The sequence below is a fragment of the Erysipelothrix aquatica genome, from assembly GCF_009828825.1.
In the GTDB taxonomy this organism is placed as follows: domain Bacteria; phylum Bacillota_I; class Bacilli_A; order Erysipelotrichales; family Erysipelotrichaceae; genus Erysipelothrix; species Erysipelothrix aquatica_A.
On record NZ_WTTA01000002.1, the window covers coordinates 1 to 13,111 of the forward strand.

General features: G+C 38.7%; 12 protein-coding genes. 6 read left to right on the plus strand and 6 right to left on the minus strand.

Annotated elements, in window-relative coordinates:
- Nucleotides 1-149: 149 nt before the first annotated feature.
- Nucleotides 150-476, minus strand: coding sequence for a zinc ribbon domain-containing protein YjdM (locus tag GVV22_RS03080; protein WP_159648715.1), 327 nt, complete (start codon nt 474-476; stop codon nt 150-152).
- A gap of 97 nt (nt 477-573) precedes the next feature.
- Between GVV22_RS03080 and GVV22_RS03085 the strand changes: the two genes are divergently transcribed.
- Nucleotides 574-1,137, plus strand: a complete 564-nt coding sequence (locus tag GVV22_RS03085; RefSeq protein ID WP_159648716.1) for a TetR/AcrR family transcriptional regulator — start codon at nt 574-576, stop codon at nt 1,135-1,137.
- Between the two features lie 99 nt (nt 1,138-1,236).
- Nucleotides 1,237-3,108, plus strand: a complete 1,872-nt coding sequence (locus GVV22_RS03090) for an FtsX-like permease family protein (RefSeq protein ID WP_159648717.1) — start codon at nt 1,237-1,239, stop codon at nt 3,106-3,108.
- Between the two features lie 16 nt (nt 3,109-3,124).
- Here GVV22_RS03090 and GVV22_RS03095 read toward each other — a convergent pair whose 3' ends face one another.
- Nucleotides 3,125-4,900 (minus strand): DUF885 domain-containing protein, encoded by a 1,776-nt coding sequence (locus GVV22_RS03095; protein ID WP_159648718.1) that lies wholly within the window; start codon nt 4,898-4,900, stop codon nt 3,125-3,127.
- Nucleotides 4,901-5,056: 156 nt separating this feature from the next.
- Between GVV22_RS03095 and GVV22_RS03100 the strand changes: the two genes are divergently transcribed.
- Nucleotides 5,057-5,338: a hypothetical protein gene (locus GVV22_RS03100; RefSeq protein ID WP_159648719.1), complete on the plus strand. Its 282-nt coding sequence runs from the start codon at nt 5,057-5,059 to the stop codon at nt 5,336-5,338.
- A gap of 29 nt (nt 5,339-5,367) precedes the next feature.
- On the opposite strand, the gene GVV22_RS03105 is transcribed toward GVV22_RS03100, so the two are convergent.
- A complete protein-coding gene (locus GVV22_RS03105; RefSeq protein ID WP_159648720.1) occupies nt 5,368-5,937 on the minus strand; it encodes a VanZ family protein in 570 nt (189 codons plus the stop codon).
- Nucleotides 5,938-6,007: 70 nt separating this feature from the next.
- Nucleotides 6,008-7,186 carry an NAD(P)/FAD-dependent oxidoreductase gene (locus tag GVV22_RS03110; RefSeq protein ID WP_159648721.1) on the minus strand — a complete coding sequence of 393 codons (1,179 nt, stop codon included), beginning with the start codon at nt 7,184-7,186 and terminating at the stop codon, nt 6,008-6,010.
- 295 nt (nt 7,187-7,481) lie between these two features.
- Between GVV22_RS03110 and GVV22_RS03115 the strand changes: the two genes are divergently transcribed.
- Entirely contained in the window at nt 7,482-8,780 is a 1,299-nt protein-coding gene (locus tag GVV22_RS03115) for a dicarboxylate/amino acid:cation symporter (RefSeq protein WP_159648722.1), read from the plus strand.
- A gap of 34 nt (nt 8,781-8,814) precedes the next feature.
- Here the strand turns inward: GVV22_RS03115 and GVV22_RS03120 are convergent, their stop codons facing one another.
- Together GVV22_RS03120 and GVV22_RS03125 are read right to left on the minus strand one after the other, a co-directional pair.
- A complete protein-coding gene (locus GVV22_RS03120; protein ID WP_159648723.1) occupies nt 8,815-9,870 on the minus strand; it encodes a hypothetical protein in 1,056 nt (351 codons plus the stop codon).
- A gap of 83 nt (nt 9,871-9,953) precedes the next feature.
- Entirely contained in the window at nt 9,954-11,180 is a 1,227-nt protein-coding gene (locus GVV22_RS03125) for a DUF349 domain-containing protein (RefSeq protein ID WP_159648724.1), read from the minus strand.
- Nucleotides 11,181-11,470: 290 nt separating this feature from the next.
- On the opposite strand from GVV22_RS03125, the gene GVV22_RS03130 reads away from it, so the two are divergent.
- Together GVV22_RS03130 and GVV22_RS03135 are read left to right on the plus strand one after the other, a co-directional pair.
- Nucleotides 11,471-12,160 carry a DUF969 domain-containing protein gene (locus GVV22_RS03130; protein ID WP_159635473.1) on the plus strand — a complete coding sequence of 230 codons (690 nt, stop codon included), beginning with the start codon at nt 11,471-11,473 and terminating at the stop codon, nt 12,158-12,160.
- Entirely contained in the window at nt 12,160-13,110 is a 951-nt protein-coding gene (locus GVV22_RS03135; RefSeq protein ID WP_159648725.1) for a DUF979 domain-containing protein, read from the plus strand. The genes GVV22_RS03130 and GVV22_RS03135 overlap by 1 nt, the downstream gene beginning before the upstream one ends.
- Nucleotide 13,111 lies beyond the last annotated feature (1 nt).

The following is a 13,111-nucleotide window of genomic DNA, read 5'->3' on the forward strand; positions in this document are numbered from 1 at the left end:
TGGTCTTTTATTTTTTTATTTAATTGCTTATACTTCATATGGGAGCTCCTTTTAGTCGGGTGGGCTCCTTTTATTATACAAAAACAACCGCACCTTGGTGGTGCGGTTGAGACTTGAATTTAGGAAAAAAGTTCCGTAAGGAACTTTTTTTATGCTTTCTTTACAAATTCAGATTTGAGACTCATCGCACCAAAACCTTCGATTCGGCAATCAATATTATGATCACCTTCTACAAGCTTGATGTTTTTCACTTTTGTCCCTTGCTTTAAAGGAGCAGACGCGCCTTTAACTTTTAAATCTTTGATGATTATTATTGAATCACCGTCATTAAGAATGGATCCATGAGCATCACGGATAACATCTTCAGCCATGGCTTCATTCTCAGACCACTCGTGAGCACACATTGGGCAAACAAACATGCCACGATCCTCATACGTATAGTTTTCATTACACTGTGGGCAACTTGGATATGTCATTGATAATCTCCTTTACGCTTTAAGTATACAGTAACCGTTTTATTTGACAAGTTTTCGAATGAGTTCTATAATGAACGAAGTTCAGGATGGTGATTCTATGAAGAAAAGTACAATTAGTAAACAAGCCCTTATTGATGTCGCACGTCACATTGTTTTTACCGATGGTTTGGATGCTTTAAGTATCCGTCGCGTTGCTAAAGACGCTGATGTTTCAGTTGGTTCTGTATATAATTACTTTGAATCTAAAAACGACCTTACCATTGAAGTAATTAATGAATTTTGGGACAAGGTAATGATTGGTGATCTTGGAAAGCTCAACCACTACAATCGTTATACAACGATGCTTAAAGAGTCGTTTGTAAAAGCTTCCTATCACGCGCGTATTTACCATTCGATCTTCATTGGATACTACCGTACAATTTCTGAAGATGATCGCAAGCGTACAATAGAAACACACCACCGCAATCTCAAAGCAATTGAAGACATTTTTAGGCAAGCGTTAGATGCTGATGTTTACCAGAATTCAAGTATTTGGAATGATAATTTTACCAGAGAAAAGTTTAATGCTTTTGTCGTTCGTAATTTCTTAGAATCACTACGACATGGTGATGAGGATATTGACTTTTTACTTGAGCTCATCAGTCATACACTTTACAAATAACCAAGTTGGTTCATCTTACAATACTGTAAGCAAGTTGTACGATAGTTCACTCAATAATTCAGCTACATTCTCGTATCATAGGACGTAGGAGGAATTTCCATGACATCTTATCTTCAACTTGCTTTTCGTAATGTTCGCAAAAGCTACAAAGACTACAGTCTTTACTTTGTGACACTTACCTTTTCTGTAGTTTTACTTTATTTACTACGGTCGTTTGAAATGCAGTCGAGCATTCTTGAGCTCGACCCATCCCAAGGAACCGCAGTTGCTTCCCTAATCATGGTTTTGAATACAATGTCCGTAATTATTAGCGTCGTCTTTGCGCTATTAATTATCTATGCCAATCAGTTTCTGATTCGCCGTCGAAAACAAGAATTGGGTTTGTATACTTTAATGGGCATGCCAATTCGAAAAATCAGAATCATTCTATTTTTCGAAACATTGATTGCAGCGCTTGCCTCGCTTATCGTCGGCTTCACGATTGGAATTGGATTATCACAAGTCATGGCCATGTTTAGTGCTTCAATTCTCAGTGTTAATGCTTCTTATACTTTCATTTTTTCGGTGCCTGCGCTTTTCACAACGACCCTAATTTTCAGTGCAATTTACACTGTTGTTATTTGTTTTAATACGCTCATCCTTGGTCGTTTTACATTACTTGATATGTTGACAGCACATCGACAAAACGAATCCATCAAGGCACCACGCACGCGCACAACAGTGCTCTTGCTAGTCCTTGGTGTATCATGTATTGCTTACTCATACACCATCTCGTTACAACCTTATGGTATCTTAAATCAGATGGTGTCAGTAATCGTTGTCGGTGCGATTGGAACCTTATTGCTCTTCAAAGCCTTATCTGGCTTTCTTCTACAGAGTGTGCAGCACTTCGAAAATCACTACTACTCAGGTTTAAATGCCTTTAATTTTCGACAACTATCATCAAAAATTAGTACAACATATCGTTCGATGAGTATCATATGTCTTATGCTTTTAACTGCCATAACCGCATTGGTCACTGCTTTCAATTTGAATAATGTACTCGCACAATTCAAAGATTCAATGATCGCCTACGATATCGCAGCAACCCATACACAACCCTTTGATCTCAACGATTTTGATACCTCCCAAATAAAAGACAGCTATCAGTTTTACGTTCTTAATGGTAATGCATCAGACAAAGTAATTTATCCTGTAATATTTATTGCTCAACATGACGCAAACCAAAGTTTAAGACGGGATCACCAGCAACCTATTCAACTTTTAGACAATCAGTTTGCATTCTACAAACACCCCAATTTACCAGTAGAAACACCTGACTTTAGCAAATATGGATTAACAGACTCTGTGGCAACTGCCGTTTCAGATTTAAGATTAACGAACAGTGCTTTAATGAACTCACTTAAAATTGTTGTGAGTGATACAACATTCCAGCAACTCGAGCCCCAACTTACACCTACATACTACACCAACATCAATACCCACGATATACAATCAATTGCTACCCTGCAAGATACCCTATCTACACACGTTCCCGATGGAACACAACTTGTTTCAGCACGTGATGTGGAACTAGAAATGGCAGGTACCGAACTACTATTCACCTACCTTGGTTTCTACATTGGCGCTGTCTTCCTAATTTGTAGTTGCGTATTATTGGCACTCCAACAACTTTCAGAAGCGAGCGACAACATCCATCGTTATAGCATTCTTACCAAGATTGGGGTTGAGGAATCGGTGAAACTCCAATCAATAACCACCCAACTCACTCTTTATTTTGCGTTACCTTTAATTATCGCATTGGTGCATGCTGTTGTCGGTATCAAAGCCGCCAACCTTACCTTATCTCTTGGAGGTTTAGCGCCTTCTAGTCCCTTAATTGCAATCATCGTTACCCTTGGCTTTATGTTCGCATATGGTTTATATGGATTCACAACGCTAAAATCTGTTCAACGCATTGTCTTACAGTAAAAAAGTGAGAATTATCTCACTTTTTCTTTGTTTTAATATATGCTTGCATTTGTTGTTCCATGATATCCATGGAAGCAGCACCACTATCAAGCAATACTTTGTGGAATTCAACTTCAGAATACTGTGACCCTAAGGCCTCTTTGGTTGTCTTCTTAAGATCCCTAATATAGAGGTTGCTTAAATAATATGTTGGGTAAACTGCTGGTGTTTGAATTATCTGGTAATAGAATGATTCCAGTCCTGCTTCATCCAATGTGAAGAAATCAGACATGTATGTATCAAATTGTTCCATAGTCCAACCTTCGTAATGAATACCGATGTCAGCACGGATATGAATCGTTTCGATCAATGTCATGTAGGCGTTGTAAAACGCTTCGAATTTTTCATCATGAACATATTTTACCGCCAACTTTTCAGCATAATTAGCCCATCCTTCGGCACTGTTTGCTGGCGAAATAAGAGAGCGGATCGGGTGCATGTCTTTCAATGTTTTAAAGTAGCTAAATTGATACATGTGCCCTGGAATTCCTTCGTGAGCATATGTTGTATAGAGACTGTTATCAAACTCTCCATTGATATATATAACTTGTGCTTCATCTCCAGTGTAGTCAACTGGTGGTGAGAAGTAAAACGCAGGGGCAGACGATTCGGAAATCGAAGGATGCACCTTACGCAGCTCATAGAATGGCATTGGAATCGTTGGGAAATCTTCCCCGAACGACGCATGAATATCTTCTAAAAGAGCTTCACCATTTTCATAATTGCCAAACGATTCAGCCATCATGAGTTCCATATAACGATCACGCTCTTCAGTTGTATACTCATTTGATAAATATAAGGTTTCAACAGCTGCTTGTTGCGATTTTTCGGTAAAACGTAAAATTTCTTTAACGGTCGATCGTTTACCAGTTTCTTGTTGTAAGAGTTCTTCGTAGAATGCCTTACCATTTGGACGCGTGCTCATTCCTGCTAGAGTTGTATCTGTAACTTGGATGGCACCTAGTTCCGTTGCCATCATTTGGTAACTTTCATAAAGTTGTTTGGTAATTAAAGCCTGACTTCTTGCCTTTGCAGTTTCTTTTTGCGATGCATCTAAGAATGTAGCACCATCGATTTTCTCATTCATATAGGCAATTAAGTAGTAGTCTGGTTGTGCAATTTGCTGAGCCGTCACACCACTTACCCGAGCCATTTCAGTTAATTCATACTGGGTAAATCCTGTTGAACGTGTTTGGCGGTCTCTTTCCAACTGAATATATTTTGAAATCGTTTCTGGCAGCGATTCCAACAATGTAAAGTATCCATTTAAATCTTGTTCTGTTCTAAATTCGTAAATTTCAAGATATGCTGGGAATGAACCCATCAAGTTACGACTGTATCCAAGGACGGACGACCCGACACTAAAATCGTAATAGTCTTGTAACGCAACAATATCTTCAAGGTGTTGCACAATTACTTTTTTATCAAGTTGTTGCTGTGGTGATAGCGTTGCATCATCAAAGCCCTTCACTTCGTCCAATACTTCTTTGGATGTTTTTGCAGCTTCCTTATAGTCTTCTTCACTTACAAAATCCAATTTGTAATCTTTACTTTCGATGCCGTATGTTGCTGGATTTTCAAACATTAGATTGATTGAAAAGTCCTCTGGATCTACAAACTCCGGCAAGAGTTCATCTAGGTATGCTGTGAATTCAGCATTGGGTGTATCCGTTCCACCAACGCTCTTAGGTTTTGTCGTACAACCCGTTAAAACTAAGAGTGCAATTAATGCACTGATCAATATTTTTTTCATAGTCCCTCCCACTATTTTCTAATACTATCCTACCATGTTTGGACAAGGCTTGAGAAGTTTTTCACAGTTTTTATTTTGTTGATGTTATTTTTAATTTATTTGTATGGAAAGTGCTTTCCGACTTCGCTATAATGTCCTTAATAGGAGGGGCTTATTATGGAATTTTTCCAAGTGAATTTGATTATGCTTGTTGTCGCAATTTTATTCTTTGTGGGGGCGTATTACTTAGATGCGAAAACAAAATTTATCGAAAAAATATTCAAAACAACACCCAAACAGTTTTATATTATTACGGGTGTACTTGCACTTGTAATCTTGATTATGAACTATATTGCGATTAGCGTATTTGGTTCATGGCAATCATTGATTATCACATCTGCTGCGATTGCGATTGCAATCTTAATTGTCATTAAACTTTACCAATCACGTAAAGTATAAAAAATGTTGGATTTAATCTCCAACATTTTTTATTTTTCTTTTTTCAACTTTCGGCCACACACCACAAGAATCCACAGACCATAACCAATGAGTCCACCAAGTGTATTCATGATGAGATCATCAACATCGAAGATGCGAACATTAAAACCATAATACATTCCCGCTAATTGAAGCAGCTCAATCGTTAACGTAAATGCTATGACAAATCCCATCGTTTTTATGAAAGGTTTATTTTGACCTTTAAGATAACGTCCCATGAGAAAGCCAATGGGCACAAAAATAGCAATGTTCAAAAAATTTTCGACAAGGTATCGTGGTTGAAAATCTACCCACAAGTTCCAATACAAATTGTTCAAAGGCTTTACATTGTAGCGGAAACGATGCGCTTCAAGTACATGGAGTTGTGCTTCTTTACCCCATGGAAATGGAAATTGTGTAACATCAAACACAAGTAAGACGTAAAGCAATAGTATCGAACCAGTAATTTTCTGAGACGTATTTTTGTGACGTAAGATCGTATAATACACGATAAGGTAAAGTGGTATATAGATAAGGATTCCGGTCGGAATCCAACCTGGACCACTGTGTCGTCCAAACATAATGCTCTCCTTTTTTCAGTGTAAAAACTATACCATAACCCAATGCAGTCCTTGCGAAATGTTTATGAAACTATGCTTCGATATCTAATGCATATTTACCTGCGGTAAATCCTGTAGCAAAGGCAGACGTAATATTGAATCCACCAGTGAACGCATTATAATCTAGCAACTCACCAATACATGAGATATGTGGATCTAGTTTTGATTTTAGTGTTTTGGGATTAATTTCTTTTAATGATATACCGCCGTTTGTTACGAAAGCATGAGAGAAACCTCGAGTTTCGTACGTAGTCATTGGAAACCGTTTAAGATAGTCAATTATCATATTTTTATTACTTGCTTGCTCTTTGATAAACGCTAACAGTCGTTTGGGTACACCCGCTTCAAGCGCAAACGCTTCAATATCTTCTGCTTGCATTAGTGTATCGATACTTACATCTTTCAAAAAATCAATCGTTAGCCTTACGGGTGTCTCTTTTTCAAGGACTTGTTGTACATAAAAACTTCCGCGAAGGGCTGCTGGTCCTGATAAACCAAAATGTGTAAAAAGTAAATCGTGGGTAATTGCTTTTTTAATTTTTTTGCCTTGATGAACATTTAAAACAACATCATGAAAGGATAAGCCTTGAAGTGCTTTTTCTTGGATGAAGACATCATTTGAAACGAGCGGTACTTCGGCTGGTAACAAATCTGTAATCGTATGACCAAATGAGGATGCAAGGACATAGCCATTTCCGTCTGAACCTGTACCTGATAAAGAACGACTTCCCGTTGCTAAAATGAGAGCATCATAACGGACATCTTTGCCATTCACAGTTACAATACGTGCATGAGAGTCAAGGCTTTCTACATAACTGTGCAGTCGAATGTCTACCCCTAATGCTTCTAATCGTGATTGTAAAGCATCGACGATTGAGTGTGATTTATTCGATGCTGGAAACATTCGTTCGTGATCTTCCTTTTTTAATGGGCACCCGTTCGCTTCAAAAAAGGCTTGAATATCTTGGGGATTAAAGTTGTTGAGCGCACTATTTAGGAATTTTCCATTTTTCGGGACATATTTTATTACTTCTTGAACATCGACATCTGCGGTAACGTTGCATCGGCCTCCGCCTGTTAAACGTAATTTTTTTCCCAAACGTTCATTACGTTCAAGTAAAATTACATTAGCTTCTGGCCAATGTTCTTTAGATGAGATTGCTGCCATCATCCCTGATGGACCACCTCCAATTACAATAATTTGTTTCATACAAGTTCTCCTTATTGTGGCTATTATAACAAACTTCGTTTTGAAGAGTAAATGTGTTGACAACTTTCGATACATTCTATATGATTACAACGAAACATGTATTACATATATGTTTAATATGTTTTAGGCATAAAGGGGATCAAAATGGAAAATCTATGCTGCTGTACATTTTCAATCTATAACGGGAACACGAAAGTGTAATTTTTTGCATGACACATTTAATCTCTTGCACAGATAAGAGAATTCTTGAGATGTCATGCGACATCTTTTTTTATAAGGAGGAGAGAATTTTATTATGTCTACATACTTACCATGGATCGCATTCGCGACGACGCTCGTGGTGTTTGCATTTCTTCAACATTTGCGTAAGAAACGTGTGAATTTCGGGCTTCGCACGATTATTGCGATGGGCTTCGGATTGGTAATCGGATTTGTATTTCAAGGGAATACACAATACGTCACACCATTTGGAACAATCTTTACACAATTAATTTATGCAATTGTGGCGCCGCTACTATTCTTCAGTATTATTTCAAGTATCGCGTCACTTAACAGTATTACCCGTCTTAAAACGCTAGGTTTTCGATCAGTATTTTGGTTACTTCTCAATACATTGATTGCAAGTACAATTACATTAATTGTAGCTACTAGCCTCAAACTTGGTTCTGGATTCACCATTTCATTGCCAACAGATTATGTTGCTCGTGAAGTTCCAACTTTTATAGATACAATTGTCGGATTCTTCCCAAGTAACTTGGTCAATCATGTTGCAAAGAACCAAATTATTCCGATTATTATTTTCTCGGTAATGGTCGGTGTGGCATTGGTCAAATTTAACACCAAGGATCCTGAGGGCGCAAGCCCAATGATTCAATTCTTTGAATCTGCTAACAAACTTACGTATCGCGTTGTTAAATCAATTATCGCACTAACACCATTCGCTGTTGTTGCCTACATTGCTAACGTTCCCACGCGTGATGGTGGAAAAGATCTCGCATCATTCGCAATGATTATTGTGATTGCCTATGCGATTAGTTTCTTCCAAGCCTTTGTTGTTCACGGTACGTTAATTAGTGTATTTGCAAAAATGAATCCAATTCGTTTCTTTAAAGCAATTTGGCCTGCTCAAGTGGTTGCCTTTACATCACAAAGCAGTATCGGAACGGTTCCAGTCGTCATCGACCAAGTCACAACAAAACTTGGTGTCAAAGATGATATCGCAGGATTTGTTGCCGGTCTGGGAGCCAATGTCGGTATGCCGGCATGTACTGGAATGTGGCCAGTTTTACTCGCCGTATTTAGTATTAACGCTTTAGGTATTCCATTCACAACGCAACAATACTTATTATTGATTGTTTATACAGTTGTCGTTGGTTTAGGAACAGCCGGAGTACCTGGAACTGCAACCATTGCAGCAACTGCCGTACTAACAGCTGCTGGATTACCTATTGAAATTATCTTTGTCTTGTCACCAATTTCGGCTATTGTCGATATGGCACGTACGATGGCAAACGTTACAGGATCTGCAACAGCAACCGTAATCGTGGCAACACGAGAAGGTGCAATCGAAGAACCTGTTCAAGCCGCTTCATAAAAAGAACCCCAGTTGCAAAGCAACTTGGGGTTTTTTAATACTTTTGAATCAGTGTTTCCGCTTCTGTTACATTTCCGACATAAGGGTATGTCTTACGCATTTTTTCTAAGGTCGCAAGTGCCTGTGATCGCGCTTTTTCTGTTCCTCTTACTTTTAGATACTGATACACAATGACTTCAGGTGTGTGTTTCATCCCTTTTAAGATAATTTCCAATTCTCTACTTGCAGTTGGTATCGTATCAGTAGCAAGCATTTGTTGCGTGTGATACTCCAGGTCAAATGCACCTTTAAGTACAGGAATGTACGGAAGATCGTCAGTAACTAACTCATCATAATATTCTAGTTTTTGAAGTGGTGATAAATTGCGGGCCGATGCAAATACAGCATTCACATATGCATTCATCGTTAAGCCATCTTTCACATCTTGTTTATCAAACAAAGGCACGAATCGCTTGTCAATCGTATTGAGTGTTTCCCCTGCAACAAATAGCTCATTTTGCTTAAGCACATACCACAAGGCTTCCCGTGCTTTGGGATTCGCTTTAATAGCCGCCAAATTGCTACCATCAGATGTACCATTTTTCATTGGAACACTATTCATAATCGCTAGAAATATTCCCATAATGATAAATATAGTTGCGACATACTTCACCATAAGATTTGAGAAACTAAGGAAAATAAGTAGGGCGATGAAGCTCGCAAAGCCATTAAAAATAACGCCACCCCAGTTATACATTGCGTACGGGTAGGTTTCAGGAAGTCCTGATGGACTCATCAAACATTGACCACCGGTTCCCGGTATTTGATAACGTTTGTAGCTATAAACACCCTTCGATTTTTGAAGCATGTGGCTTCCGACTCGATATGACACAAAGTCATAACCACTTAGCTTACCAAACACTAGATGTCCAAACTCATGAATAAGAAGATGAATCAACAGACTAATGACAACGGCGATACCGCCAACACCTAATAAAAGCCAAATTGAATAATCGGCCTCGGCAGCAAGATAGCCAATCATTAAGCCACCATACAAACCAAGTCCAATAAGTACAAAATATAGTAAAACCATTTTAAGAATTTTCTTCATAGGTCACCTCTGCAATTATTAAACCACACTTTCATACACAAAAGGTATATTTCCGCGGAAATATACCCTTTGTGTTTTTAAGATTAGAAGCGGTTAAGTTGGCTGTCTAACTTATTGTATTCTTGTGTATACTCGTCGAGTTTTTGATTGTTATCGGCAAGTGTTTGTTTCAATGCGGCAACTTCTTCACGAATTGCATCGGAGTCATTACTTGCAAGTTGACCTTCAAGACTTGAGAGTTTTGCTTCAATTTTATCATTGATACTTTCAAGTGCCGAGATACGTGCATCTAAATCTTCGATTTGATTTTCTGCATCCGCTATTGTTGCTTCGCGACGGCTTTGTTCACGTTTTTTGAAACGATCGTAGAAATCATCTTGAATGGCGCGGAATTGGTTCCACAACTTCTCTTCAAATTCGCGACCACTATGACCTGCTTTTTTCCACTCTTCAAACATTGCTTCCATTTCGGAACGTTGTGTTGCATCATGGAACGACTGTACCAATGCCTCAGCACGTGTAATGATAGCTTCTTTGGCTTTGCGAGCTTCACCTTGTGTTTCACGCATTTCGTCAAAGAAGACGCGTTGTTGTTGGTAGAAATACTGACGAGCAGTATTGAAACGTTCCCAGAGTTCATCTTCGAATTCACGTCCAGCAAATCCTGCTTGTTTCCAACGTGTCATCAAGTTACGCATATCTGTGGATGTTTTCTTCCAGTCTGTCGAATCCTTTAATGTTTCTGCTTCAACGATTAATTGTTCTTTCAATGCACGGGTATCTTTACGATCTTCTGTTAGTTGCTCGTAATGTTTACTGCGCTTGTCGAAGAAATGGTCATTGATAGCACGGAATTTCTCCCATAAATCCTGATCAATATCTTGCCCCGCAAATCCAGCTTCTTTCCATTCGTTTTGCAACTCCTGTAAATAAGTGGAAGTCTTGTTCCAGTCTGTTGAATCTTTGACTTTATCAGCTTTTTCAATCAGTTCATGTTTGATAGATTGAGCTTCTTCAAGACGCTCTTGGCGCGTTTCGTAACGATGAATTGCTTGGGTGAAGCGCGTTTCAAGGGCAGCATCGATGCCTTCCTCTGATAGCGAATCCCATTCACGCTTAATGAATTCCAGTTTCTCATCGTCACCTGTATTCATAATACTGTAAACTTCGGAAATCAATTGGTTTTGGCGTGACTCTTCTACAGAAGCAAGACTTTCCCAACCAAAATCATTGCGTGAGTAACCTGGTTGTTTTGTTTCTTCTTCTTTGTCTTCGACCTGAGTCAATTTTTCTTCGTTAATAATAAACACCTCTTTCTCTAATCACTACTTCTTATTTTAGCATAATTCAGTCAATATGTAATGTTTGATGTATTTTTGGTTAAGTTTTTCTTTGAAAGTCTCTTCACATCCTCTCATATATGAATTCTATATAATAATGTTAAGGAATATATAGGAACCGATATTCTTTTAGTATTTGTTTCAGATTTTTTCATAAAATATTTCATAGAATAGCATAATCTTACATAATCCGGTTGTAAGAAACCAAGATACTAGATATAATTAACCAAAGATAAATAGAATATAAAGGAGAAAAAAGCATGGCAGATGTTAATTTATGGCTCCTTGTTGGAATCGGTATTATTATTGTCGGTTTCGCAATGAAGCTTGATTCAATTGCAGTCGTTCTTGTCGCTGCAGTCGTAACTGCATTAATTGGCGGCATGAATTTTATGGAAATTCTCGAGACGCTTGGTTCTCAATTTGTGAGAAACCGAGGTATGAGTATTTTCATTCTTACCTTACCTGTTGTCGGTATGAGTGAACGTTACGGATTACGTGAGCAAGCAGTTGCTCTAATCCAACGCATGAGCGCACTAACCGCTGGACGCGTTATTTGGTTATACCAAGTTATTCGTCAGACAGCCGCAGCCTTATCGTTACGTTTAGGGGGGCATCCACAGTTCATTCGTCCATTAATTCATCCAATGGCGGAAGGGGCAGCAATCGCCGATCGAGGTGGCGTACCGCTCAATGATGTGGAAGCAGACACCGTTAAAGGTGCAGCAGCCGCAGCAGAAAACTATGGTAACTTCTTCGGGCAAAACTTATTCCCTGCAAGTAGTGGTGTTAACTTAATTGTTTCGACCCTTACAGATGCAGGTATTCATGGTGTATCCAACGCTGGAATTTCAGCATGGTCCATGCCAGTCTTCATAAGCGCAATTTTACTTGGTGGTGTTCAAATGGCGCTCCTTGATCGTAAAATTAAATCAGGAGGTAAGAAATAATGGATTTTTGGGCACTCTTTTTAGAAATGTGGTATATCCTCATTGGATTTATACTCTTCGCTACAGCAATAAACGTATATCGTTCAACAGAAGATGTTCGTCGTTACGGAGCATTTAGTTTCTGGACTATCTTAGCTGTTCTCTTTATTTTTGGACCTAAAATTCCAAATGCAATCAACGGAATTCTTGTCTTGTCACTTGGTGTCTTCTCAATTACAAAATCTGTAAATGTTGGAGATATCGAACAAATTGCTCAATCATTTCGTGATGAACAATCTGGACGTATTGGTACTTTAATTTTCTTACCATCCGTAATGATCGCTATCGGTGCCTTTGCACTTTCAACATTATTACCAATGATTGCGCCAAGTACAGTATCTTCTGGAAACCTTGGTTATATCGCGATTGGTCTTTCAGCAGCCATCGGGTTGGCAACAGTCTTCATTATAACAAAAGCACCAATTAAGACTGCCGCAGCTGATGGAACACGCTTAATGCGTACCATGGGGTCAACAGCAATCCTTCCTCAGCTTTTAGGTGCTCTTGGTGTTGTCTTTACATCGGCAGGTGTCGGTGACTTAATTGGAACACTTCTTGGAGGCGTAATTCCCCAAGGTAACGCATTCTTAGGCGTCATTGCATATTGTGTTGGGATGGCCCTTTTCACAATGATTATGGGTAACGCATTCGCAGCATTTACAGTTATCACTGCTGGAATCGGGATTCCTTTCGTCTTTGCAGCTGGTGGTGATCCAATCATTGCAAGTGCGATTGCCATGACTGCTGGGTTCTGTGGAACACTTCTAACACCAATGGCAGCAAACTTTAATATTCTTTCAGCAACACTGTTAGAAACAAAAAATGAGTATTCTGTTATCAAGTTCCAAGCACCATTTGCTATAATACTATTAGTAGTACATATTTTCCTTATGTATTTCTTAGCATTCTAGA